This is a genomic window from Streptomyces sp. 17_S59, assembly GCF_056930295.1.
Genome location: NZ_JBXOWD010000001.1, coordinates 686,385 through 710,358, shown reverse-complemented (window position 1 = coordinate 710,358; position 23,974 = coordinate 686,385). Strand labels below are relative to the sequence as shown.

Annotated in this window: 22 protein-coding genes; 9 read left to right on the top strand and 13 right to left on the bottom strand. The window is 72.1% G+C overall.

The genetic code is table 11. The annotated features are described in order from the left end of the window. Positions 1–50: 50 nt before the first annotated feature. From AC1Z4A_RS02865 to AC1Z4A_RS02840, 6 genes are all read right to left on the bottom strand, one after another. Positions 51–1,019 (bottom strand): pirin family protein, encoded by a 969-nt coding sequence (locus AC1Z4A_RS02865; protein WP_483676233.1) that lies wholly within the window; start codon positions 1,017–1,019, stop codon positions 51–53. Between the two features lie 33 nt (positions 1,020–1,052). After that, the gene (locus AC1Z4A_RS02860) at positions 1,053–2,153 is read right to left on the bottom strand and encodes a M14 family metallopeptidase (RefSeq protein WP_483676232.1); all 1,101 of its coding nucleotides are present in this window, start codon (positions 2,151–2,153) and stop codon (positions 1,053–1,055) included. Positions 2,154–2,168: 15 nt separating this feature from the next. Continuing rightward, the gene (locus tag AC1Z4A_RS02855; RefSeq protein ID WP_483676231.1) at positions 2,169–2,480 is read right to left on the bottom strand and encodes a hypothetical protein; all 312 of its coding nucleotides are present in this window, start codon (positions 2,478–2,480) and stop codon (positions 2,169–2,171) included. A gap of 137 nt (positions 2,481–2,617) precedes the next feature. Then, entirely contained in the window at positions 2,618–3,559 is a 942-nt protein-coding gene (locus AC1Z4A_RS02850; protein ID WP_483676230.1) for a M56 family metallopeptidase, read from the bottom strand. Between the two features lie 83 nt (positions 3,560–3,642). Further along, positions 3,643–4,218 (bottom strand): DUF5134 domain-containing protein, encoded by a 576-nt coding sequence (locus AC1Z4A_RS02845; protein ID WP_483676229.1) that lies wholly within the window; start codon positions 4,216–4,218, stop codon positions 3,643–3,645. 161 nt (positions 4,219–4,379) lie between these two features. Next, on the bottom strand, positions 4,380–4,772 hold the full coding sequence (locus AC1Z4A_RS02840; protein WP_483676228.1) for a VOC family protein: 393 nt from the start codon (positions 4,770–4,772) through the stop codon (positions 4,380–4,382). A gap of 94 nt (positions 4,773–4,866) precedes the next feature. On the opposite strand from AC1Z4A_RS02840, the gene AC1Z4A_RS02835 reads away from it, so the two are divergent. The 4 genes from AC1Z4A_RS02835 (at position 4,867) to AC1Z4A_RS02820 (ending at position 8,916) form a co-directional block, all read left to right on the top strand. Next, the gene (locus tag AC1Z4A_RS02835) at positions 4,867–5,415 is read left to right on the top strand and encodes a GNAT family N-acetyltransferase (protein ID WP_483676227.1); all 549 of its coding nucleotides are present in this window, start codon (positions 4,867–4,869) and stop codon (positions 5,413–5,415) included. 245 nt (positions 5,416–5,660) lie between these two features. Then, a complete protein-coding gene (locus AC1Z4A_RS02830; RefSeq protein ID WP_483676226.1) occupies positions 5,661–7,058 on the top strand; it encodes a DUF6421 family protein in 1,398 nt (465 codons plus the stop codon). A gap of 26 nt (positions 7,059–7,084) precedes the next feature. Beyond that, a complete protein-coding gene (locus AC1Z4A_RS02825) occupies positions 7,085–7,846 on the top strand; it encodes an SDR family NAD(P)-dependent oxidoreductase (RefSeq protein WP_483683485.1) in 762 nt (253 codons plus the stop codon). Then, a complete protein-coding gene (locus AC1Z4A_RS02820; protein WP_483676225.1) occupies positions 7,825–8,916 on the top strand; it encodes a threonine aldolase family protein in 1,092 nt (363 codons plus the stop codon). Before AC1Z4A_RS02825 ends, AC1Z4A_RS02820 begins: the two co-directional genes overlap by 22 nt. A gap of 58 nt (positions 8,917–8,974) precedes the next feature. On the opposite strand, the gene AC1Z4A_RS02815 is transcribed toward AC1Z4A_RS02820, so the two are convergent. After that, on the bottom strand, positions 8,975–9,706 hold the full coding sequence (locus AC1Z4A_RS02815; protein WP_483676224.1) for a lysophospholipid acyltransferase family protein: 732 nt from the start codon (positions 9,704–9,706) through the stop codon (positions 8,975–8,977). Positions 9,707–9,985: 279 nt separating this feature from the next. On the opposite strand from AC1Z4A_RS02815, the gene AC1Z4A_RS02810 reads away from it, so the two are divergent. The 4 genes from AC1Z4A_RS02810 (at position 9,986) to AC1Z4A_RS02795 (ending at position 13,070) form a co-directional block, all read left to right on the top strand. Continuing rightward, on the top strand, positions 9,986–10,306 hold the full coding sequence (locus tag AC1Z4A_RS02810) for a TlpA family protein disulfide reductase (protein WP_483676223.1): 321 nt from the start codon (positions 9,986–9,988) through the stop codon (positions 10,304–10,306). A 262-nt stretch (positions 10,307–10,568) separates the two neighbouring features. Continuing rightward, a complete protein-coding gene (locus AC1Z4A_RS02805; protein ID WP_483676222.1) occupies positions 10,569–11,075 on the top strand; it encodes a flavin reductase family protein in 507 nt (168 codons plus the stop codon). A gap of 189 nt (positions 11,076–11,264) precedes the next feature. Continuing rightward, positions 11,265–12,053, top strand: coding sequence for an electron transfer flavoprotein subunit beta/FixA family protein (locus AC1Z4A_RS02800; RefSeq protein WP_483676221.1), 789 nt, complete (start codon positions 11,265–11,267; stop codon positions 12,051–12,053). 54 nt (positions 12,054–12,107) lie between these two features. Continuing rightward, positions 12,108–13,070, top strand: coding sequence for an electron transfer flavoprotein subunit alpha/FixB family protein (locus AC1Z4A_RS02795; RefSeq protein WP_483676220.1), 963 nt, complete (start codon positions 12,108–12,110; stop codon positions 13,068–13,070). A 78-nt stretch (positions 13,071–13,148) separates the two neighbouring features. On the opposite strand, the gene AC1Z4A_RS02790 is transcribed toward AC1Z4A_RS02795, so the two are convergent. The 5 genes from AC1Z4A_RS02790 to AC1Z4A_RS02770 all read right to left on the bottom strand — a co-directional run bounded on the left by AC1Z4A_RS02790 (position 13,149) and on the right by AC1Z4A_RS02770 (position 20,872). Next, positions 13,149–14,105, bottom strand: coding sequence for an MsnO8 family LLM class oxidoreductase (locus AC1Z4A_RS02790; protein WP_483676219.1), 957 nt, complete (start codon positions 14,103–14,105; stop codon positions 13,149–13,151). Then, on the bottom strand, positions 14,102–15,979 hold the full coding sequence (locus tag AC1Z4A_RS02785) for an ABC transporter ATP-binding protein (RefSeq protein ID WP_483676218.1): 1,878 nt from the start codon (positions 15,977–15,979) through the stop codon (positions 14,102–14,104). Before AC1Z4A_RS02785 ends, AC1Z4A_RS02790 begins: the two co-directional genes overlap by 4 nt. Then, positions 15,976–19,200 carry a lantibiotic dehydratase gene (locus AC1Z4A_RS02780; RefSeq protein WP_483676217.1) on the bottom strand — a complete coding sequence of 1,075 codons (3,225 nt, stop codon included), beginning with the start codon at positions 19,198–19,200 and terminating at the stop codon, positions 15,976–15,978. The genes AC1Z4A_RS02785 and AC1Z4A_RS02780 overlap by 4 nt, the downstream gene beginning before the upstream one ends. Positions 19,201–19,266: 66 nt before the next feature. Then, positions 19,267–20,598: a lanthionine synthetase C family protein gene (locus tag AC1Z4A_RS02775; RefSeq protein ID WP_483676216.1), complete on the bottom strand. Its 1,332-nt coding sequence runs from the start codon at positions 20,596–20,598 to the stop codon at positions 19,267–19,269. A 121-nt stretch (positions 20,599–20,719) separates the two neighbouring features. Then, a complete protein-coding gene (locus AC1Z4A_RS02770; RefSeq protein WP_483676215.1) occupies positions 20,720–20,872 on the bottom strand; it encodes an FDLD family class I lanthipeptide in 153 nt (50 codons plus the stop codon). A gap of 511 nt (positions 20,873–21,383) precedes the next feature. Between AC1Z4A_RS02770 and AC1Z4A_RS02765 the strand changes: the two genes are divergently transcribed. Then, a complete protein-coding gene (locus tag AC1Z4A_RS02765) occupies positions 21,384–22,481 on the top strand; it encodes a pentapeptide repeat-containing protein (protein ID WP_483676214.1) in 1,098 nt (365 codons plus the stop codon). Positions 22,482–22,499: 18 nt separating this feature from the next. Here the strand turns inward: AC1Z4A_RS02765 and AC1Z4A_RS02760 are convergent, their stop codons facing one another. After that, positions 22,500–23,789 carry a DUF6986 family protein gene (locus tag AC1Z4A_RS02760; RefSeq protein ID WP_483676213.1) on the bottom strand — a complete coding sequence of 430 codons (1,290 nt, stop codon included), beginning with the start codon at positions 23,787–23,789 and terminating at the stop codon, positions 22,500–22,502. Positions 23,790–23,974 lie beyond the last annotated feature (185 nt).

Below are 23,974 nucleotides of genomic sequence, written 5' to 3'. Positions count from 1 at the left end.
GAGGGGAGCAAGGTGCCCCGCTGCCGCCCGGCCGGGATCGGAAGACCGGGTCAGCGCGCCCTTCCGCGGGGTTTGAGCGGCACGGGCGGGAGCGCGGGGGCCGTCAGCGCCGGACCGTCGTACCCCCTCACCTCGCCGAAGCGGCTGCCCGTCGCCCAGTCCTCACGCGCCTCCGCGATATCCTCGTGGGAACGACCGATGAAGTTCCACCACATGACGATCCGCTCCTCGAACGGCTCCCCGCCGAGCAGCATGAACGCGCTGTCCACGTCGGCGCACAGCGGCAGTTCGGAGCGTCCGCAGCCCAGGTAGAGCATCGAACCCGGGGCCAGCCGCACCCCGTCCACCTCGGCCTCCCCGGACATCGTCAGGGCCGCGTACTCGAAGTCCGGTTGCACGGGGAGCCGGGTGGAGGTGCCGGCGGCGAGGGAGACGTCCGCGCCCACGATCGGCGTGAACGCGGTGGCGGGGGAGACCGCGCCGTCCAGCTCGCCCATGATGACGGTGGCGGCGAGCCCGCCGCCGCCCGTCACCCGTGGCAGCTCCGCGTGGTGCTCCCACGCCGGTGCCGTGTGCCGGTGGGCGTCGGGCAGTGCCACCCACAGCTGTGCGCCGTGCAGCAGGCGTGCGTGCTGCCGCGGGGACTCCTCGGAGTGGGAGATGCCGCGTCCGGACGTCATCAGCCCCAGCCGGCCCGGTCGCACCGTCTGCAGGCTGCCGAGGCTGTCCCGGTGCAGCACTTCGCCGTCGTGGAGCCAGCTGACGGTCTGCAGGCCCATGTGCGGGTGCGGCGGCACCTGCATGCCGGGCTCGTCCGCGATGTCGTCGGGGCCGTAGTGGTCGACGAAGGCCCATGCGCCGACCATGCGCCGCCCGATGCCGGGCAGCAGCCGCCGCACGACGGTGCTCTCGCCGAGCGGGACGTTCCTGGCGGGGAGCAGGTCGCGCACGGGGCGCGCGGTGATGTCCTGCCGGCCGCCGCAGAGGGCCGGCGCGGGGTGGAGATCGAGGTCGCTCATGGGAGCACTCTGCCACCCGGGCGGGTGCGGTGCTCAGGTCTGCCGGGCGGCCAGGCAGAACTGGATGAGCCCGGCGTCGACGTCCTTGATGATCTTCTCCATCTCGGCCCAGGGCGGGTGGAAGCTGGCCGCCTCCGAGCGGGGGTCCTTCTTGCCCCACTCGATGGTGAAGGCGAGGACCTTGCCCAGGCCGCCGTCGACGAAGTGCCGGGAGTAGGCGTAGTCGTCGCTGGTTCCGCTGGTCGGGTAGAGGTGGAAGCCGGACATCGGCTTGTAGGCGATGCCGCGCACGCCGTGCACCCCGTCGCAGAACTGCTGGGCCAGCATGGCCGCCGTGGCCGCGTCGTCCTGCGGAATGTACTCCGCGTAGGCGGTGTCGTGGGGGAGGCCCCGCTTCCCGTCGAAGGCCGCGTTCTGGAAGTTCTCGGCGGGGTTGACCGACTGGTTCTCGTCGTCGCCCCAGCTGAAGAGCATGTCCTGCGAGTAGCTGTGCACGTCCACGAACCACCTGGTGCGCGGATTGGCGTCCAGCAGCCAGCGGACGTTGCGGGTCTCGGGCTCGGAGAACGCGTGCGGGCCCTCGTACGTCTGGAAGTCGCACGGGTCGGCGGAGACCTGGGGCCCGGCGGTCGGGGCGAAGGCGGTGCCGAAGTCGAAGAGGAAGTCGAAGTTGCGGTTGATGTCGACGCCCGTGCAGGCGGGGTTGCCGTTCGCGTTGGCGGGGTTGCGGTTCTTGCGCCACATCGCGTTGACGGTCTGGCTGTAGTGCCGTCCGTCCGGGTTGACGAGGGGGAAGACGACGAGGGACAGGCTGTCCAGCACCTCGCGGACTTGCGCCGAGCCGAAGGTGGCGGACCCGTAGGCGAGGCCCGTACCGGTGGTGTAGGCCTCCAGCAGGTCGGCGGCGAGGTCGACGAGGATCTCGCAGCTGCCCCATTCGCGGGCGTGGACGCCCCCGGTCAGCACGGCGCAGTCCTTGGTCCCGTCAGGAGCGGAACCGAGCCGCAGGGCATGGCACTTCACGCCTTCGACCGACGGCTCGGGAAGCTCGATGAGCCGGCTCAGCGCCGGGTACGCGCCCGCCAGGCTGACCACGGCGGAGTCGACTTCGGTGGTGTTGAGGTATCCCGTCATCGCGGCCTCCTCCGGTCAGTCCTGCACCTTGCGGCCCAGCCCGTGCGGAACCGCGTCGGGGGCGGCGAAGCGGTCGCCCTTCCCGACCTCGGCCTGGCGGGCCTTCCCGGTGGCGGTGGCGTCGCCGACCACCAGCACGGTCACCCCTTCGCGCTCCAGCGACTCTGCTCTGTACGCGGGTACGTAGGCGTCGATGGCGAAGCTGCCGTCGTCGTAGCCGTGGGGGCGCCCGCCCGTGTCGGGGCGCTCCTCGCGGAGCAGGGCACGCAGGGTGTCCGCATCCTTCGCCGTGACGCGAACACGAAGAATCCTGTCATGAGCTGACATCACCATCACGGCCTTGTGTATGCGTACGTATGCCCGATATGTCCACCCTTGTCTTCAGGCTGCGCTTCTGTCGTGGAACGAGTCAAGGGGAACGGGGCAAGGGGGAGCGCGTCGGGCACGCGGCCGGGGCGCCGCCGTCAGCCGCGCAGCGCGCTCAGGCCCGGTACGAACGTCACCAGTACCGGCACGAACGGCACCAGCGCCGCGACCGCCGTCAGCCGCAGCCGCCGGGCCGCCGTCAGCCGGGGAGCGGGGGACAGCAGGCGGTCGACGCGGTCCGGGAGGCCGGAGAGGCCGGAGGAGCACGGGCCGAACACGCCCCGGTCCTCGTTGAGTTCGACCAGGGCCAGTGCCGTGGTCAGCCGGCCGAAGCGGCGCGAGGCCGCGTCGTCGGCCGCCAACTCCACCAGGTGGTGCACCCGGTCGCGGAAGGCCGCGAAGACCGGCACCTGCGGAAAGCCCTTCGCCAGCGCCGCCGAGCAGTGCAGCAGCCAGTCGTGCCGGGCCCGCACATGGCCCTGTTCGTGGGCCAGCACCGCGTCCAGCTGCGGGCCGTCGAGGCGGCGCAGGGCGCCCGTGGTGATCACCAGTTGAGGGGTCGCGCCGCCGCGCAGCAGCCGGGCCTCGGGGCGGTCACCCTCCAGCAGCACGAGCCGGTCCGAGCCGCGCCCCTCGCCGGGCAACCGGGGCGAGCGGACGCGCAGTTCGGCGCGGGCCCGGCGGCGGTGGGCCCGCGCGTCGCGGATCTCGCGCGTCAGCATGGCCGCCGTCCATACGGCACCGGCCGCGAGCGTGAGGGCCATGGGCGCGGCCCAGGCGCCGTACGCGGAGAGGGCGTAGGCGTCGACCACCCCCTGCGGAGCCGGGGCGAAGACGTTGCCGCGGACGGCCTTCCAAGCGGCGGCGGCGCTCAGCGACATCGCGAGCGCGCAGCACAGCAGCACGGCGGCGACCACGCACTGCCACACCCACAGGGCGAGGACGGGTTCGCAGTCGGGCCAGTCGGCACGGGTCAGCACGCGCGGCGCCAGCGCCGCGACCAGTCCGCCGAGGGCCAGCAGCGCGAGCGGGACCATCATGACGATCACCCTATGAGCGCGCCGCCGTGCCCGGATACGGTCCCGCGCGCGAAGTGACGCACGACACGCGAGCCGTGTGCCGCTCACATGGTGAGCAGCATCGCCAGCATCGCTATGCCCATCGACAGCCGGCAGGCGTGCGTCAGCTCCGGACGGCCCGGCCCGTGCCCCCGCAACGGAGCCCCCGCCGGCACCGGTATCAGCCCGGGCGCCGCGCGGACGACGTACACCGTGAAGTAGACGAGCAACAGCCCCGTGAGCAACGGGGCCCCCGCGGGTTCGTGGCCGCCCGCGCCCCCGCCGTGCCCGGCGTGTCCGCCCGCCGGGGCGCCGGCCATCGCGAGGGCCATGTAGACCATCGCGAACGCTCCCACCGCATGGTGCAGCCGGTGTGGTTCCGCCCGGCTCCTCAGGGACAGCACCAGCGCATGCACCGCTGCCGCCCCGAACACCACGGCGAACACCGCCTGCCCCCAGGGCCGGGCGGCCGGCCCGGCGGTGGGCACCGCCATGACGGCCATGCCCAGCCCCATCAGCGCGTCCCCGCCCGCGGCCCGGCGCTCCCCCGCCGCGCCGGCCCGCGTGCCGAAGAGGCAGTAGACGCCCGCGGCGGTGCAGAGCGCCACGAGCAACCAGCCGACCAGCGGCGGTCCGTGCACGGCGCACCTCCCCGGACGCACACCCACCCCCGGAGAATGCCCACCGCAACCGCCGCATACGGGAGCGCACAGGCGCACGGGGGGTGCACGGCCGGGCGCGGTCCGCGCACTCGCGCAGCACCGGCGCACCGCACGCTCCCGTGTGCGGCGCCGGACAGGCCTCAGATGCCCGGCCGGTACCGCATCGGGTGCCCCTCCGGCACCTCCACCACTGCGATGCGCACCCCGTCCGGATCGGCGATCCACATCTCGATCAGCCCCCACGGTATCCGCTCCGGCTGCGCCAGCACCGTCACTCCGCGCCCCAGCAGCTCCTCGTGCGCCCGCGCCACGTCCTCGACCTGGAGCCACAGCTCCAGCCCCGGCCCCGGCGGCTCCTCCGACCGCCCGGAGACCTCCAGGAAGCCGCCGCCCAGGAAGTAGACGACCCCGCGCTCGGGGCCCGTGCCGAACTCGCGGTAGACCGCCAGCCCCAGCGCCCCGCCGTAGAAGGCCCGGGAGCGCTCCGGGTCCGTCGGCCGCAGCAGGATCCTGCTGCTCAGTACGTGCGTCATGAGCGCGACTGTACGCAAACCCCCTCCGTTAGGGTCGTACGTACGCCCGAAAATCACTCGGTGCCCGAACCTTTCGGAGAGGACCACGGAACCCATGGAAGCCACCAGTAGCCGTACCGCGGAGACCGTCTTCCGCGCCGCGACCGCCGCCGACGTACCCGCGCTGGTCGCGCTGGTCGAGTCGGCCTACCGCGGCGACGACAGCCGGGCCGGCTGGACGACCGAGGCCGATCTGCTGGAGGGCCAGCGCACCGACCCCGAGGGTGTGCTGGCCGTGGTGGCCGACGCGAACAGCCGGCTCCTGGTGGCCGAGCGCGGCGGTGAGCCGATCGCCTGCTGCCATGTCGAACACCGCGGTGACCACGCCTACTTCGGCATGTTCGCGGTCCGCCCGACGGCGCAGGGCGGCGGCCTCGGCAAGCTCGTCATGGCCGAGGCCGAGCAGCTCGTCCGCGCGGAGTGGGGCGTCTCCGCGATGCACATGACCGTGATCAGGCAGCGGGACGAGCTGATCGCCTGGTACGAGCGCCGCGGCTACCGGCGCACCGGGGAGATGAGCCCGTTCCCCTACGGCGACGAGCGGTTCGGGATCCCCCAGCGCGACGACCTCGAGTTCGAGCTGCTGATCAAGGGCCTGGTCTGACAGGACGGTGCGGACCGGAACCGGTCGGCCCGGACCTGGCCGGAACGCGCCTAGGACGGCGCCGGGGGCGGTAGGGGAGGAAGTGGCAGTGGTCCACTTCTGATCCCCCGGACGGGGGATACCGGCAGGAAAATTGCCGGTCCGGCGGGGGGTCGGCAGGATAATTTGTGGCCGGACCCCTTGAGCCGGAGAACCGCGCATGGATACGGTGTCTTAACGCGAGGTTCTCCCGAGGAGGGTTAGTCATGGCGGAAATTTTTTCGTCGACAGCGATAGAAGGCGACATTCTGTCGGTGGAGCGTGTCGTGGGGCACCCGGCCTGGGACGAACTCAAGGCCGCGGTGGAGAGGATCCGGCCCTGGCAGTCGGCCGACGGCTCCATCGACCTCCAGGCGGAGGGGGCGCCACCGGGCGAGGAGGTCCGCGCCGAGGTGGAGCGGGTGGCCGCCGCCGTGGAGCGGCTCTCGCCGCTCGTCCCGCACGACGCCGCCTACCACACGGCGCTCGTCGCCGACCTGCGCCGCTGGGCCGACGGCGGCTTCGGCGTCCCGGACTTCCTGGACTCCCTGCTGGCCTTCCAGCCCGCCGCCCAGCGTGCCGACGGCCTCCAGCACCTGGTCGTCTTCCCGATGTACACCCAGAACGGCAACCCCGACCGCAACCTCGAGGCCGTCGTGCTGCGCGTGGTGTGGCCGGAGTGGCTCGCCGAGCTGGAGCGCACCCGCTACGACAACCCGCTCTTCCTCGGCATCACCTTCGAGGACTTCACGGCCGGCTACGACACCAACTCGGCCGTGCTCTTCCCGGAGACCATCGCCGTCCGCGAGGCCCCCGAGCGCTTCACCTGGGGCGGCATCTTCTGCGACCGCGAGGCGGCCCGCTTCCGCCGCGTCACCGAGGCCGCCGTGGACATCCTGCGCCTGGACCTCCCGGCCGACATCGCCGACATGCTCCACGACCAGCAGCGCTGCCAGCAGGCGTTCGTCCTGTGGGACATGGTCCACGACCGCACCCACAGCCACGGCGACCTGCCCTTCGACCCGTTCATGATCAAGCAGCGGCAGCCGTTCTGGATGTACGGGCTGGAGGAGCTGCGCTGCGACCTCACCGCCTTCAAGGAGGCCGTGAAGCTCGAGGCCGACGGCTACGCCCAGGCCCGCGACGTGCAGTTCGCCGTGCTCTTCGACCGTATGTTCCGCTTCCCGGTCACGGGCGAGCGCGTGCGCAACTACGACGGCCTCGGCGGCCAGCTGCTCTTCGCCTACCTGCACAAGCACGACGTCGTACGCTGGACGGACAACACACTCCACATCGACTGGGAGCGCGCGCCCAAGGTCACCAACCAGCTCTGCGGCGAGATCGAGAAGCTCTACCGCGACGGCATCGACCGCCCCAAGCTCGTGCACTGGCTCGCCGCCTACGAGCTGGTCTCCGCCTACCTCGCCCCGCACCCCGGCTCCGTATGGGCCAAGGGCCCCGAGGCCCTCGACCTCACCCAGCCGCCGCGCAAGCTCGTGGACGACGTGCTTCCGGACGAGTTCCCGCTCAGCATGTTCTACGAGGCCCTTGCCAAAAAGCTGCGTGGCGTGATCGCCTCGACCAAGGGGATCACCGCTGCGGACATGGTGCAGGTGGCCGCGTGAGCAAGCACGAGAGTGAGGCGACGACCATGACCACTCCGACCAACGGCAACGGGCCGCTGGATGGCGCCGTAGTGGCGGTGGCGGGAGCGGCCGGCCCGGCGGGCCGCGCGACCCTGCTGCGCCTGGCGGAAGCCGGGGCGACCGTCGTCGCCTCCGACGCGGACGCCGCACGCCTCGCCGAGGCCGTGGACGCCGCCCGCTACGCCCACGGCGGTGCCACCGTCGTCGGCGACACCGTGGACCTGCTCGACCCGGCCGCCACCCGCGCCTGGGCGGACCGCACCGAGAAGGAATTCGGCCGGGTGGACGGGCTGGTCCACCTCGTCGGCGGCTGGCGCGGCTCGGCGACCTTCGCCGAGACCGACCTCGCGGACTGGGAGCTGCTGGAGAAGCTGCTCGTCAAGACCGTCCAGCACACCTCGCTGGCCTTCGAGGGCCCGCTGGCCCGCAGCGGCCACGGCCGCTACGTCCTGGTCAGCGCCGCCGGTGCGAGCAAGCCCACCGCGGGCAACGCCGCCTACGCCGCGTCCAAGGCCGCCGCCGAGGCGTGGACCCTGGCCCTCGCCGACTCCTTCCGCAAGGCGGGGGGCGAGCAGGAGCCGCCGGCCGCCGCCACCATTCTGATCGTGAAGGCCCTGGTGCACGACGCCATGCGGGCCGAACGACCCAACGCGAAGTTCGCGGGCTTCACGGACGTCAAGGACCTGGCCCAGGCCATCGTCGACGTCTGGGACAAGCCCGCCCAGGAAGTGAACGGAAACCGTCTGTGGCTGACCCCGCAACCGTGACCCCCTCGGCAACCGACGCGATACGCAGGCACGACCCCGAGGTGCGCGGCTTCGCCAGCGACAACTACGCGGGCGTGCACCCGGAGGTGCTCGCGGCCCTCGCCCTCGCCAACGGCGGCCACCAGGTCGCCTACGGGGAGGACGACTACACCGCCCACCTCCAGGACGTGATGCGCGCCCACTTCGGCCCCACCGCCGAGGCCTTCCCGGTCTTCAACGGCACGGGCGCCAACGTCGTCGCCCTCCAGGCCGCGAGCGAGCGGTGGGGCGCGGTCATCTGCGCCGCCACCGCGCACATCAACGTCGACGAGTGCGGGGCGCCGGAGCGCGTGGGCGGGCTGAAGCTGCTGACCGTGCCCACCGAGCACGGCAAGCTCACCCCCGAGCTGATCGACCGCGAGGCGTGGGGCTGGGACGACGAGCACCGCGCCCAGCCGCAGGTCGTCTCGATCACCCAGACGACCGAGCTGGGCACCTGCTACACGCCCGAGGAGATCCGCGAGATCTGCGACCACGCCCACGAGCGGGGCATGAAGGTCCACCTCGACGGCTCCCGCATCGCCAACGCGGCCGCCACGCTCGGCGTCCCGCTGCGGGCCTTCACCACCGACGCCGGGGTCGACCTGCTGTCCTTCGGCGGCACCAAGAACGGCCTGCTCTTCGGCGAGTGCGTCGTCGTCCTCAACCCGGACGCGGTGCGGGCGATGAAGCACCTGCGCAAGCTGTCGATGCAGCTCGCCTCCAAGATGCGCTTCGTCTCGGTGCAGTTCGAGGCCCTGCTGGCCGGCGACCTGTGGCTGCGCAGCGCCGCGCACGCCAACGCCATGGCCGCGCGACTGGCCGAGGGCGTCCGGTCCGTGGAGGGCGTCGAGGTGCTGCACCCCGTGCAGTCCAACGCGGTCTTCGCCCGGCTGCCGCACGACGTGAGCGAACGCCTCCAGAAGCGCTACCGCTTCTACTTCTGGGACGAGGCGGCGGGCGACGTCCGCTGGATGTGCTCGTTCGACACGACGGAGGCCGACGTGGACGCGTTCACGTCGGCGGTGGCGGAAGAAATGGCAAAGCGCTAGAAATTGCACAAAACCGGGCGGGCTGGAAAATCCAGCCCGCCCGGCGTTTGCGGTGTTCCTACCGCTGGACCTCGTTCGCCGCGGCCTCCGTCGGCGTCGGCGCCGTCCCGCCGAGGTGTGCCGGCACCCACCACGTGTCCTCGGGCCCCTTGGGCCGCACGGGATACGCCCGCTGCGCCGCCTCCAGCAGCTCCTGCACCCGCCCGCGCAGCCGGTCCGTGACGCCCTCCGCAGTCTCCGCCGCGTCCGCGTGCATCGGCTCGCCCACCCGGATCGCCACGGGAATGTGGTTCCGTCCCAGATCCCGCTTGCGACCCTTCGTCCACAGCCGCTGCGTGCCCCACAGGGCCATCGGCACCAGCGGCACCCCGGCCTCCTGCGCCAGCCGTGCCGCGCCGGACTTGAAGCCCTTCAGCGTGAACGAGGTGGAGATCGTCGCCTCCGGGAAGACGCCCACGACCTCCCCCGACCGCAGGGCGGACAGCGCGTGCTTGTACGCGTCCAGGCCGGCCGAGCGGTCGACGGGGATGTGCTTCATCGCCCGCATCAGCGGCCCCGACACCTTGTGCCGGAAGACCGACTCCTTGGCCATGAACCGCACCAGCCGCTTCGCGGGGCGGGCGGCCAGCCCGCAGAAGACGAAGTCGAGGTATCCGATGTGGTTGCTCACCAGCACCGCCCCGCCGCGCTGCGGAATGTGCTCGGCGCCCTGGATGTCGAAGCGCAGGTCGAGCGCCTTGAACATGCCCTGGGCCACACCGATCACAGGGGGGTACACGAGCTCTGCCATGTGGGAAAGATCCTTCGGGGCCTGGGGAGGATTCTCCCGGCTGATGTGTTCGGGTTAAGTTACGCGGCCGTAGGGTCGGGCTTTCGCCAGATCGTGCCCGAATGCCCGGCCCGTGGGCCAGCCGGGAGACGCCACATGCCGGGAGATCCTCGTCACGTCGGAAATTTCCCCGACCAATGGGACGCTTCGGCAGGCGAGTGGTAGGCGGCGGGCAGGCGACCGGCGAATGACGGCACTCGACTGATCAACAGCGACACGGCAGAGGAAGGAAGGGCGGGCGTGCCCGTACGGGACGAGCGGCTGAGCGCCGCGGAGATCGGCGCCGAGCTGGGGGAGCGGGCCACGCTCGTGCAGTTCTCCAGTGCCTTCTGCCAACCGTGCCGGGCCACCCGGCGCGTGCTCTCCGGCGTCGCGGCCATGGTCGACGGCGTCGTCCACGTCGAGCTCGACGCCGAGGCCCGGCTGGACCTCGTCCGCGCCCTGGACGTGGCCGGCACGCCCACCACGCTCGTGCTCGACGCGGACGGCCGGGTGGTGCGCCGCGCCGCCGGACAGCCGCGAAAGGCGGACGTCATCGCCGCCCTGGGTGCCGCGCTCTGACGGGCCGTGAGCCCGCCCGGCGGACCGTCGGCAGAGCGCGAACAACTGCTCAGTGATCCGTCTCCCACCTGCCCGACCGCACTTGACGTTGCACGCCCCGAATCGTCAGGGTGACGCTATGTGGCCTGGTCTTCTTCTCCACGGGCGCGCGTACGTGGATCTGCTGCGCACAGCCAGTGCGCGTTGTCCGAGCCCGTGAGTACCCGACCCCAAGGCTCCACGGCTCCCGGCTCGACCCTCCGGCAGAAGGACAGGACCTCTCATGACCGCTTCGCCTGAACTCGGCACGCCGCTCGTCCCCGCCGCCGAACTGCTGCGCTCGGTGTTCCGCCGGCACGCCGCGGGCGTCGCCGTCATCACCGCCTCCGGTGCGCGCCCGGTCGGCTTCACCGCCACCTCGCTCACCTCGGTGGCCGCCGAGCCACCGCTGATCTCCTTCGGCGTCGGTACGGGCTCCTCCAGCTGGCCGGTGCTGTCCGAGGCCGAGTACGTCGGCGTGCACATACTCGGCGAGCACCAGCAGGAGCTGGCCGCCACCTTCGCCCGCAGCGGGGCCGACCGCTTCGCCCCGCCCACCCACTGGCGCGACGGACCCCACGGGGTGCCGCTGCTGGAGGGCGTCCTGGCCTGGCTGGTGTGCCGCGTCGTGGCGCGGGTGCCCGCCGGGGACCACCGGCTGGTGCTCGCCGAGGTGGCCGCCGGAGACCCCACGGGGGCCGGCCGGCCCCTGCTGTACCACCAGGGTCGATTCAACGGTCTGCGGGACTGAGGAGTCCCCGTTCCCCGCGTTGGGCAGATCACAGTCGACCGGCCTTGCGTTCGGTGAACACCCTCGATGTACTGACGAGTAACATTCCGGTCGAGGGCGAGACCCGTACCGATCGGAGTCCGCCCCATCAGGCGCCTATGCTGCCTGCGAAGGCAGCTTTGATAGAGACGATGCAGTAGGAGAGCCGGCGTGAGCTTGAGGATCGTTGTCTGTGTGAAGTACGTGCCCGACGCCACCGGCGACCGGCACTTCGCCGAAGACCTGACCGTCGACCGCGACGACGTGGACGGTCTGCTCTCGGAGCTCGACGAGTACGCGGTCGAGCAGGCGCTGCAGATCAAGGAGGCGGCTGATGACGACGCGGAGATCACCGTCCTGACGGTCGGCCCCGAGGACGCCAAGGACGCCCTGCGCAAGGCGCTGTCCATGGGCGCCGACAAGGCCGTCCACGTCGAGGACGACGACCTGCACGGCACCGACGCGCTGGGCACCTCGCTGGTGCTGGCCAAGGCCGTCGAGCACGTCGGCTACGACCTGGTCATCTCCGGCATGGCCTCCACCGACGGCGGCATGGGCGTGCTCCCGGCGATGCTCGCCGAGCGCCTGGGCGTCCCGCAGGTGACCCTGCTCTCCCAGGTCGCCGTCGAGGACGGCAAGGTGACCGGCCGCCGCGACGGCGACGCGGCCAGCGAGCAGCTGGAGGCCGCCCTCCCGGCCGTCGTGTCCGTCACGGACCAGTCCGGCGAGGCCCGCTACCCGTCCTTCAAGGGCATCATGGCCGCCAAGAAGAAGCCGGTGGAGTCCCTGGACCTCTCCGACCTCGGCATCGAGGCGGACGAGGTCGGCCTGGAGGGCGCCTGGACCAAGGTCGACGAGGCCACGGAGCGTCCGGCCCGTACGGCCGGCACGGTCGTCAAGGACGAGGGCGAGGGCGGCAAGCAGCTCGCCGAGTTCCTCGCGGGCCAGAAGTTCATCTGACCCGCCGTACGGACAGTCCCTCCCCACCATTCTTTTCCGCAGGAGAGCAACGCCATGGCTGAAGTCCTCGTCTACGTCGACCACGTGGACGGCGCCGTCCGCAAGCCCACCCTCGAGCTGCTGACCCTCGCCCGCCGCCTCGGCGAGCCCGTCGCCCTGCACCTCGGTGCCGGTGCGGACGCCGCCGCCGCGACGCTCGCCGAGTACGGCGCGGTGAAGGTGCTGACCGCCGACGCCCCCGAGTTCGCCGACTACCTCGTCGCGCCGAAGGTCGACGCGCTCGAGGCCGCGTACAACGCCGTCTCCCCGGCCGCCGTGCTCGTCCCCTCCTCCGTGGAGGGCAAGGAGATCGCGGCCCGCCTCGCGGTCCGCATCGGCTCCGGCATCATCACCGACGCCGTCGACCTGGAGGCCGGCGCCGAGGGCCCGGTGGCCACGCAGTCCGTCTTCGCGGCCTCGTACTCCACCAAGTCCCGTGTCACCAAGGGCACCCCGGTCATCACCGTCAAGCCCAACTCCGCCGCTCTCGAGGCCGCCCCGGCCGCGGGCACGGTCGAGCAGCTGGCCGTGACGATCGGCGAGAAGTCCAAGGGCACCAAGGTCGTCTCCCGCACCCCGCGCGAGTCGAGCGGCCGCCCCGAGCTGACCGAGGCCGCGATCGTGGTCTCCGGCGGCCGCGGCGTCAACGGTGCCGAGAACTTCCCGGTCATCGAGGCCCTCGCCGACTCCCTCGGCGCGGCCGTCGGCGCCTCCCGCGCCGCCGTCGACGCCGGCTGGTACCCGCACTCCAGCCAGGTCGGCCAGACCGGCAAGTCCGTCTCGCCGCAGCTGTACATCGCGGCGGGCATCTCCGGCGCGATCCAGCACCGCGCCGGTATGCAGACGTCCAAGACGATCGTCGCGATCAACAAGGACGCCGAGGCCCCGATCTTCGAGCTGGTCGACTACGGCGTCGTGGGCGACCTCTTCGCGGTCGTGCCGCAGCTGACGGAGGAGATCAAGGCCCGCAAGGGCTGATCGGCTCCCGCCGCCTCGCGAAAAGGCTCCCCGTTCCGGCCGACCGGCCGGAACGGGGAGCCTTTCGCCGTTTGCTCTCTACAGGGCCGGGAGGGCCGGGACCATGGCGCGGACCAGCTCGAAGGTCCGGATCCGCAGGTCGAGGTCGGGGCAGACCGTGGTGACGGCCAGCTCGTCGGGGGCGTAGGCGGCGGTCAGGGCAGCGAGCTGCCCGGCCACCTCCGCGGGGACTCCGGAGAGCAGGGACGCACCACCCGTGTCCGGGTCCGGCGAGGGCGCGGTGGGCTCCATGGCGTGCAGTTCGTCCCAGGAGGGAAGGGTCCGGCGGTTCGTCGCGCCGGACGCCCAGGACAGGAGGCCGCGCAGGAGCCGGACGTCCCGCGGGTCGTCCGCGCAAGCCACCCGGACGGCGATGCCCACGCGGGGGGAGCCCGCGAGCGGGCCCGGCCGGAAGTTCTCCCGGTACAGCTCGACGACCTCCGGCCGCAGGGTGCCGTGCGCGAACTGCGCGAGGCAGAACGGCAGCCCGTACCGGGCGGCGAGCTGCGCCCCGCCGGGTCCGGCGCCGGTGAGCCACACCTGGGGCGGGGAGGAGTCGGGCAGCAGGTCCGTCCCGGCGGTGAGATGGGCCAGGAGGCGCTCGATCTTCTCCGGGTAGGGTGCCTCGTCGGGGCGCGCGAGCTGCCGGACGACCGCCTCGCCCGCGCCGGGGCCGCGGCCGATGCCGAGGTCGATCCGCCCGGGGAAGAGCCGCTCCAGCAGGTTGAAGGTGGTCGCCACCTTCAACGGCGCGTAGTGGGGCAGCAGGACCGAGGCCGTGCCCACCCGGATGGTGCCGGTCTCCGCCGCCGCGGCGGCCACCAGCACCTCGGGCGAGCCGCAGCCGCTGGTCGCGCCGTGGTGCTCGGCGACCCAGAACCGGTCGTACCCCAGGCGCTCGGCCGCCACGGCGAGCCGGGCCGACTCCCGGGCGGCGCCGGCCGGGCCGGTGGCGCCGTAGACCAGCACCTGGTCGAACGCGGTGAGTTTCATCATCGGGCTCCCGTTCCGGCCGTCCCGGCTCCGGCTCCGGCCGCGGGTTCGCGGCCGGCGGTCTGCGCCTCGTACATCCGCGCGTACAGGCCGCCGAGGGTCATCAGTTCCTCGTGGTTGCCGTCCTCGACGAGCCGGCCGCGGTCGAAGACCAGCACCCGGTCCGCGCGCAGCACGGACGAGAAGCGGTGGGCGATCAGCAGCGAGACGCGGCCGGCCGTGGCGGTGGTCAGGGTGTCGAGCAGCTCGGCCTCGGTGATGGTGTCGAGCGCGGCGGTCGGCTCGTCCATGACCCGTACGCCGGCCGAGCGCACCATGCCCCGGGCGATGGCCAGCCGCTGCCACTGGCCGCCGGAGAACTCCACGCCGCCCGTGAACAGCTTTCCGGCCTGGGTGCCGTAGCCCTGGGGGAGGGAGACGATGTGCTCGTGCATCCCCACGTCGCGGGCCGCGGCCTCCACCCGCTCGGCTTCCCGCTCGGCTTCCCGGCCGGTCTCGTGCACCAGGCCGAGCGAGATGTTCTCGCCGACCGAGAGCTGGTACTCGACGTAGTTCTGGAAGACGTAGGAGACACGGTCGCGCAGGCTGTCCAGCCGGTGGTCGGCGAGCGGGACGCCGTCGACGAGGATCGAGCCCCCGGTCGGCTCGTAGAGACGGCCGAGGAGCTTGCCGAGGGTGGACTTCCCCGCGCCGTTCAGACCGACGACCGCGGTCACCTGGCCCGGTCTGAGCGTGAACGAGACGTTCTCCAGGGCGCGCCGTGCACTGCCGGGGTAGCTGAACGACACGTCGCGGAACTCGATGCCCTCACGGATCTTCCGCGGGAACGCCAGCTCGCCCTGGGGGAGCGGTGTGTGCTCGACGGCGAGGAACTCGTTCACGTTGCGGAGGTAGAGCTGGTTGACGTACATCCCGGACACGGCGCCGTAGAGGAGCTGCGCGCTGCTCTGGAGCATGCCGATCGCCTGGATCACCGCCAGCAGCCCCGCCACGTGCCGGGCGTCGGTGCCGCTCAGGATCGCCGTGGCCTGCGCGGAGATCGTCAGCGCCGCGGTGACGATCACCATGGGTATGGAGAGGAGGAGGTTCCGGTTCGCCAGCTTCAGGTCCGCCTCGACGATCCCCGCCATCAGCCGCCGGTGGTTGCCGAGGACCACCGGCGCAAGCCGGAAGGCCAGCACCTCCTTCATCGAGTTCGGCTGCGAGGCCAGGTGCTGCCAGTAGTTGAGCCGGCGCCGTTCCTCGGAGCGCCCGTGCTCCAGCGCATGGGCGCGCTTGCCCTGGAGGATCTGCGCGACCACCGTCGGGACCGGGGCGAGCATGGCCAGCAGCGCCACCCGGAAGTCCAGGGTCCACAGGATCGCTCCGACCGAGCCGAAGGCGACCACCTGGGTGGTCGTCTGCACCAGCTGGGAGAGCATCATGCCCGGACGGAAACCCACTTCCCGGACGGCCCGTTGCAGCGAGTCCTGGATCTTCGGGTCCTCCACCTGGGAGAGCGTGAACCGGCTCGCCCGGCTGATGATCTCCTCGGACAGATGGGCCGACAGCCTGCTCTGGCAGCGCTGCATGGCCCGGCTCTGCAGCAGGATCAGCAGCTGCGAGCCGAGGCCCAGCAGGGCCAGCAGCACCAGGTAGAACAGCACGCTCCGGACCTGGGGGTGCGAGCTGCCCGCCGCGCGCAGCAGAGCCGTCGCGAAGGCCGCCGTGAGGGTGACCTGACCGGCCGGCAGGATGCCGACGAGCAGCGAGGCCACGACCACCTGCGCGGTTCCGGCACGGTCGCTGCGCCAGGACTGGCCGAGCACGATCAGGCCCGGCCGCGGCGCGGCCGCCAGTCGCCGGAGCCAGGACCAGGGCCAGGAGGGCCGGCTCACCGGGACCTCCCCGCCGCCGACGCCTCCCCGGTCGCGGCGGCCCGGTCGAGCAGCCGCCGCCACATGCCGTACGCGGTGTCCTCGTGCTCGCGCCGCAGGCCCATCCGGTTGCTGTGCATGTGGAACAGGCTGCGCAGCACGTCCTTTTGGTCCGACCAGAGCGCACCGGCCTGCGCGAGTCCGGCGACGCGGGCCGCGTACTCGGTTCCCCGGGGCCGCCAGAGGGCGTCCACCTGCCGGAGCACCGCGGCCTCGCCGCCGGGCGCGGTGTACCCCTGCCACAGCCGGCGCGCGGCGGCCCGGTAGTCCGCGCCACCGGCCTGCGGACCGGCCATCGACCGCACCAGGTCGTGCCGTTCGGCGAAGTCGGGCACCAGCACCCGGCCGACGGCTTCGAGGCTGAGGACGGTGAGCGCGGCCCGGTCGAGCGGGGCCTCGCCCGCCGGCACGGGTGCGGCGAGGTGCTGCAGCAGGGCCAGGGTCGCGGCGCTGTCCCGGCAGAACAGTTCCTCGGCGGCATCGATCAGGTCGGGCCCGCCGTAGCGTTCGATCTCGCGACGGTACGTCTCGAAGGAGACGTCGATGATCCGGCCCTCGACGACCAGACCGTGGGCCCACGTCGCCACCTCGCCCAGCAGCTCGGCGGCACGGGCCGGATCGGTGGCCCGGAAGCGCAGCCGCAGATGCGGGGCGGGATCGCCGTACCGGAGGTAGAAGGGGTGCCCCGCCAGGCCGCGGTCGGCCAGCGAGCGCGCCAGCGCCGTGACTTCCTCGGCCAGGAGGGCGTCCTGCGCGTCGTGCTCCACGTACAGCTTGGCGTAGACCCACGGTCCGCCGACCGGCCGCAGCCGCTCGGCGTCGGTGACCGGCCGCCGGGCGACGGCCGCCGCCCGGGGTGCCGGAGCCTGCCGCCCGCGCAGCACGGGCACCACGACCTCCGCGGCGAAGGGGGCGCCGTCCTCGTCCCGCAGGAAGCCCTCCTCGGGACCCGGCAGCGCCTCCTCGATCCGCAGCACGAACTCCGCGTCGCGGGCGGCGGCCAGCCGCAGCTCCTCCAGCGACGGAGTGCTCTCCAGATCGAGCAGGATCGTGTTGTCGCCCTGCGTGAGAACAACGAGGCGCGGTACGTTCCACTGCTCGCGCCAGGCCGCGACGGCCGCGGTGAAGACCGCCGGCGAGTCCGTGCAGCCGGCCGGCAGTCCGGCGGCGCTCAGCAGCCAGCGCGCGCGTCTCAGCACCAGGTTGTGCCGGACGACCCGGGGCAGGAACGGCATACTGCCCGTCAGGGAGCCCCAGTCGAAGGACGAGACGTCACGGAAGGCCGCCGAGGAGACCTCGAGCAGGAAGCGGCCGACGTTGGGCGCCATCAGCGGGTTGAGCATGGTGTGCTGGGTGACGTGCAGGTCGCATCCGAGGACCGGGCTGTGCAGGTACAGCCGTCCTTCGCGCACGCCCACGACCACGTCCTCGAGCGCGATCACCTGGTCGGCGGGCAGCCCCGGCCCCACGTTGAGCGGCAGCTCCAGCGCGCGGACCGCCGGACGGACCGCGACGTTCGTGGCCCGCGCCTTCTCCGGCAGGTAGGTCAGCTCCACCACCGCCACCCCGGGCAGCAGCGCGGCCTCCGCCTCGGCCAGCTCCGCCAGGCCCCGGCGCCCCTCCGCGCCCAGCAGGTCGTGAAAGCGGGCGAACGTCCGGCCGCCGTACGCAACCGCCGTGACCACCCCGCGCCACCCGGACTCCGGCGCCGTCGGCGGCGCCAGCTGGAGGTGCACGTCGATCGCGGGCCGCAGCGGCCGGTCGTCGTACTGCCGGAGTTCGGCGGCCCACCGCTCGTCCAGGACCACCTCCAGACTGCCGCGGCTGATCGCGTCGGAGGCGAGCCGGTGCAGGACCGCGTCCCGGTCGTCCCTGCTCGGGTCGCGCGTGGTCGCCGGGAGGAACTCGAAGGAACGCGGCGGATTCACGTAACCGGCCGGTGCGCCCAGGCCGGTCTCCTCGGAGAGCACCTCCAGGACCGGGACCTCGGCCTGTGCGCCGTAGCGCTCCGTGAACGCCGTCGCGTAGTCGCGCAGCCGCAACGGGTACCGGTAGACGTCTCCCACGGCGGTCAGGATCTCGGCGGCCTCCTCGGCCAGCGCCTGGACTTCGGCCGGCAGGACGGGCCGGGCGGGGACGTTCAGCCGGGCGTCGACCCGCAGCAGGGGCCCGGCGTAGTCCTCGCTCACCTTCCGCGCGGACGGGGCGATCTCCTCCTGGAGCGCCTCCAGGGCGGCCACGTCGCCGACGGTGTTGAACGCGGCCACCGCGGCCTCGACGGACGCCAGCGCGGCGATCGCATCGTCGTCGCAGGCAGTCGCCAACCGGGCCGACAGCGGCGGCTGTTCCGCCCCTTCCAGCAGGACCGGCCGGTGCACGGTGATCAGGAAGGCCAGTTCGACCAGCTGGTCCAGGAGCGCGGTGACCTTCTCCGGCGGGACCGCCGGATACCGCTGCGTCAGCTCGTGGTGCAACGCGCCGAAGGTCTTCGGCGTACGGGCCGACTCCAGCACCAGCTGAACCGCCGGGGACCAGCGGACGGAGGCCGAGCGCCGCGACCCCGCGCCGTAGGCGTCGGCCGTGGACAGCCAGGCCCGGCCGCGGCTCCGGTGGATCAGGTCGTTGGTGCGCAGCTCCAGTCCGTGCCGGACCCGCGGGGCGTCGGCGACCGACTTGAACAGGTGCAGCACCCAGCCCATGTCCGGCCTGGCCACGGCGTCGACGATTGCCGGCACGCCGAGCCGGGTGCCGGGAGGGGCCGAGTCCGGGTCTGGACCCGGGAATGCACCCACCGCCACGCCCGCCACCGTGCTCAGCGGGGTGGGCCGCAGGCTCATCCGGTTCAGGTACCGGCCGAGGCTCATCATGGCGCGGCGCCGGTCCCGGGCCGAGAGCGTGTCGATGCCCTCCACGGCGCGGGCCAGATCGGGTGCAGCCAGCGCGATCGCCGAGCGGACCCCGGGCTTCGCCCACAGGTCCAGCAGGCCGCGCAGATAGCGGGCCTCCCACTCCGCCGGGTCCGCGCCGGCCGGCTCCGCCCCGGCGGCCAGCAGGTTCGTCATCTCCCGGGTCGGCAGGCCCGGCGCGCGGAGCAGGAAGAAGTCCCGTGCGACGTAGGTGCGGTCTCTTCCGGACTTCCGGCCGTCACTGTTCTCGGCGTTCTCGGCGTTCCGACGGGTCACGCTCATTCCTTAGCTGTGCTGGGGCCTTGGCTGTGCTTGGGCAACGCGCTGACGAAGCAGGGCGGTTCAGGCCGGGGTGAGGAAGAAGACTTCGTCCCACCCGGTCGGCTTCGTTGCGAGCGCCCCGCAGAGCGCGAGCAGCACACCGGCCGCGCCGTTGAGAAAACCCGGGTCGTCGGCGAACTCGCCGCGCCTGGGCTCGTCCGTCAGCACATAGGGGTGGGCCTCGTCCGCCAGTGACAGGACGGTGGAGAGCGAGTCCTCGGCCATGGCCCGGAAGGAGGCCGAACCCGTGACGGCGTATGCCCGCTGATAGACCGCCAGCAGTCCGGAGTGGCCGTGGCAGAGGTTGGGCGCGAAGATGGTCCGCTCCTCCGGAGCCCAGTCCACCACCCGCTGGAGGGCTCCGACCGCAGTCGCCTCGAGGGCGAAGTCGCCGAGCACCTTGGAAGCGCTCAGCAGGGCGATGCCGATGCCCGGGGCGCCGTAGCACCAGGCGGCGCGCGCGGGGTGCTGGCCGAGCGGGGCGAGGGGCCGTCCGGTTCCCTCCTCGGCCCGGAGGAGGTTCGGCCAGGCGGCGCCGGGCACCTCGTCCTTGAGCTGGTTCTCGACCAGCCAGGCCGTGGTCTGCGCGAGGCGTTCGACCGGGCCCGGGCCGCCGATCCCGGCGGCGGCCGCGGCGCACAGGGCCGAGACGATGCCCGGCAGGCCGTGCGCGAAGCCCAGGTTGTACATCCCGTGCGGGGCCTGCTCCTCGTACCCCGGATAGGCCGGGTAGTAGTCCGGCCCCGTGAACCAGCCGAACCGCTGCCGGTCGTCCTGCTCGGTCACCCGCAGGAGATACGCCGTCAGCTGTTCGGCCGCGGTGCGGATCGGGTCGCCGGGCGAGGAGTCCAGGGCCGTGCAGAGCCGGACCGCCGTGGCCAGCTGACCGGCCGCGCCCGAGATGACGTCGAAGTCGGAGACCGGCAGGCCTGCCCCGGGCTCCTTGCGCGGCGCGGCCGCGATCTGTTCGCCGAGCCGGTCGGCGATGCGGCGCACGGAGGGCAGGTAGCGGCTGTCGTGCGCCGAGAAGTCGAGGAGGACGGAGGCGAAACCCGCGGTTCCGGCGTAGAGACCGGCCCCGGACAGCGGCTCTTCGGCGGTGGCCTGAGCGGAACGGCGGAGCAGGGCCTGTGCCGCGTCGATGAGCTTCGGCTCGTCCAGCGTCTTTCCGGCGTGCAGCAGGGCAAGGGCGATCCCCGGGTAGCCGTCGGCCAGGCTCGACCCGTGCGCGGCGGACTCGTTTCCCGGCGTGCGCTCCGGATTCTCCACTGCCGCACGGGCGAACGCCGCCAGCCGGTCGGCCACGGCCCGGGCCACTTCGGCGGTCCTTGTATCGAATTCCAGCACCGCCACCGCGGACTCCCCCCGATTCACCACTGCATTGACATCAACTGCATTGACATTCCCGAGAAGGCTCCCGGTGCCGGATGGCACCGGGAGCCTTCCCCGCTACGGGCGGATGCCCGTCAGGCGATCAGCAGACCGTCGGGTAGCCGATCGTGATCGGGCAACCGCAGGAAGCGTTGTTGCAGGACCAGCAGGTGCTGCCGATGCTCGCGAAGCCCTGCGTGGTGTCCTGCGTCGGGGCAACGGCCACGCGGACGTCGAGGTCGAAATCCTTCTCCATTTTTGCCTCCACTGTGTATTCGTGAATTCCCGCTCCCTGGACGGACGCAGCTGAATTCCGGGCAGGGGAGCGGCGGTAGGAGAGTTCTAGCAGGCGGTTCGAATGTGATGGCTGGTTCCGACGGTCAGTTGCAGCCGGTGGGAATGTGGTGTACTTCACAAGATCACGGAAAGCGCTGATCAAGTCGTGGTGGAATGACTCAATCCGGACGTCGAGATGACTGCTCTCTGCATCGAGCAGTTGTCAGCGGGTGTTGAAGGGCGTCTATATGTCGCCTATATGAGGCGATGTGACTGCTTTGATAGCTTTGGGGTGATCGCTGACGAATGGGCTGGCTTGATCGGTGTGCTGCGGGGCGCCTTGTTCGGCGGCGACGGACCCGGATTCGGCCATGCTAGGAGCCGCGCAATCGGGTCCGTGACCCGCGGCGAAAGAAATTCCCCCGGCTATGGAGTCTCATATTCTCCTCAACCCGGCAACCATCTCGGCCGTCCTGTGGTGATGTGCGGATATGAGCAGCGGATTGCGGATGTCGTGGCACGGCCGGGCTCTGGCCCTGGCCGCCGCGTCGGGTGCGGGCCTGATCGTGTGGTGGTGGGGCGCGGAGACCTGGCGGGCGCTCATACCGATGGCGCGTCCCGGCTGGTCGAAGCTGGACACCGCCGCGAGGGCGCAGGCGGAGGGGCAGTTCCGGTTGGCCGTCATTCAGGCGGTCGCGGCGCTGGGGGCCGGCGTCGCGCTGGTCTACACCGCCCGCAACTACCGGCTCACGCGCCGGGGCCAGGTCACCGACCGCTTCACCAAGGCGCTGGAGAGACTCGGATCGGCCGAGATGTACGTACGCATCGGCGGCGTCCTCGCGCTGGAACAGATCGTCCAGGACTCCCCGGACCAGGCCACGCACGCGGCCCAGGTCCTCAACGCCTTCATCCGCCACCGGGCACCCAGGGCAAGCCTTGACGAGAACGGTGGTCTGGAACCGGAATGTTCGCATATCGAGGTCGACGCCGACGTCCAGGCCGCGCTCACCGCCCTGACCCGCCCGGCCTCCCGGCGCCACCTCGACCGCAGCCAGGCGATCGACCTCTCCGAGTTGAGCCTCCTACTGGCTCAGCTGGGTGGGGCTGACCTCAGTGGCGTCTGGCTGGACGGCACTGATCTGGCCGGTGCCAACCTCGTTGGCGCGGATCTTCGCCGTGCCCTGCTCCACGCGGCCGACCTCAGCCGGGCCGACCTCAGCCGGGTCGATCTCACCGGCGCGAGGCTCATCAAGGCCAGGCTCTGCGACTCCAGGCTCAACGGCGCCACCCTCACCGGCACGGACTTCACCAACGCAGACCTCACCAGAGCGGACCTCACGAAGGCGAACCTCTCCAAGCTGGACACCCGTTACCGCCTCCCCTGGTCGCGATGGTCCTACGGAACGTACCTACCGCCGGCGAATCTCACCCGGGCGAAACTGAGCGGAACGAATCTCACCGACGCCAAGGGCCTGTCGGCTGCGCAGCTCCTGAAAGCACGATGGGAAGAACCGGTAGTCGGGCTCGCCCCCTATCTGAACGACGACCCGAAGATCGCGGCACACCTGGAGAGACAGGTGTGGTGGTAGCGGCAGCAGACACCGGACTCAATCCGCGGGCTCTTCCGCACGGCCCGCAAGCCGCCGGATTTCGGCCCGGGCGAGGCCGGTGAGCGCGCCGACCTCTTCCGCGTCCACCGCACCGCAGTCCACGCCCCGCAGCAAATACCCGCTCAGCGCCCGCGCGGTGGCGGGCTCGTCCATCACATCGCCCCCGGCCCGCGCGTCGGCATAGGCCGCGATCCGCTCGGCGGCCCGCTCCAGGCCCTCCCGGTAGAAGCCGTAGACCGCGGCGTACCGGCTCGGCAGATGCGCCGGGTGCATGTCCCAGCCCTGGTAGTACGCGCGGGCCAACGACCGCCGCACGAGCCGGTGATGGAGCCGCCACGCGCCGTGGACCTGCTCGGTGGCCCCCACGGGCAGCACATTGGTCGAGCCGTCCGACAGCCGCACCCCGGTCCCGGCCGCGGCCGCCTGCATGACGGCCTTGGCATGGTCGGCCGCCGGGTGGTCGAGCGACTGGTGGGCAGCGCTCACGCCGCACGCGGCGCTGTAGTCGAACGTGCCGTAGTGGAGCGCGGTGACGCGGCCCTCGCCCGCCTCGATCAGACGGGCGACGGTGGCGCGCCCGTCGGCCCCGACGATCGCCTGCGTGGTCTCGATCTGGACCTCGAACCGGATCCGCCCCGCGGCGAGCCCCCGCGCTCTCTCGAACTCCTCCGCCAGCCGCACCAGCGCGGTGACCTGCTCGGGGTAGGCGACCTTGGGCAGGGTGAACACGAGTCCCTCAGGCAGCCCGCCCGCCGCCATCAGGCCGGTGAGGAAGATGTCGAGGGTCCGGATGCCCCGGTCCCGTACGGCGGCCTCCATGCACTTCATGCGGATGCCCGTGTACGGGGCCGCCGAGCCCTGCTCGTACGCCTCCGCCACCAGCCGTGCCGCACGGGCGGCCGCCGCGTCCTCCTCGGAGTCGGGGCGCGCCCCGTATCCGTCCTCGAAGTCGATCCGCAGATCCTCGACGGGCTCGCGCTGCAACTTGGCGCGTACGCGCGGGTGCACGGCCTTCGCCAGCGGCTCGGGTATCCCGAAGATCGTCGCGAAGGACTTCGGGTCCGGGGCGTGCCGGTCCAGGGCGGCGAGCGCCTGGTCGCCCCAGGAGCGGACGGTACCGGCGGCGAAGGCGTCGGCGGGGACGTAGACGGTGTGCACGGGCTGCCGGGTACCGGGGTCACCGGGATAGCGCCGGGCGAGCGCGGCGTCGACGCCAGCGAGGGCCGCGCCGATGCGCTCGGCCACCGCGGGGGCGAAGGTCGTCTCGACAGCCTGCTGCTTCCCCATCGCACCCTCCGTCTGTCTGCTGTCTGCTGTCTGCTGTCTGCTGTCTGCTGTCTGGTGTCCGCTGTCCATCGTCTTCCGCTGCACGGAATCCACCATCCGTGCGGCGAAGCTAGCCAGGGCGGGGGGACGGGGTCAACACCGCTGAGGGGTGGGCGGGGTGCCCCGGTTGAGGTGACTCGTCCGGT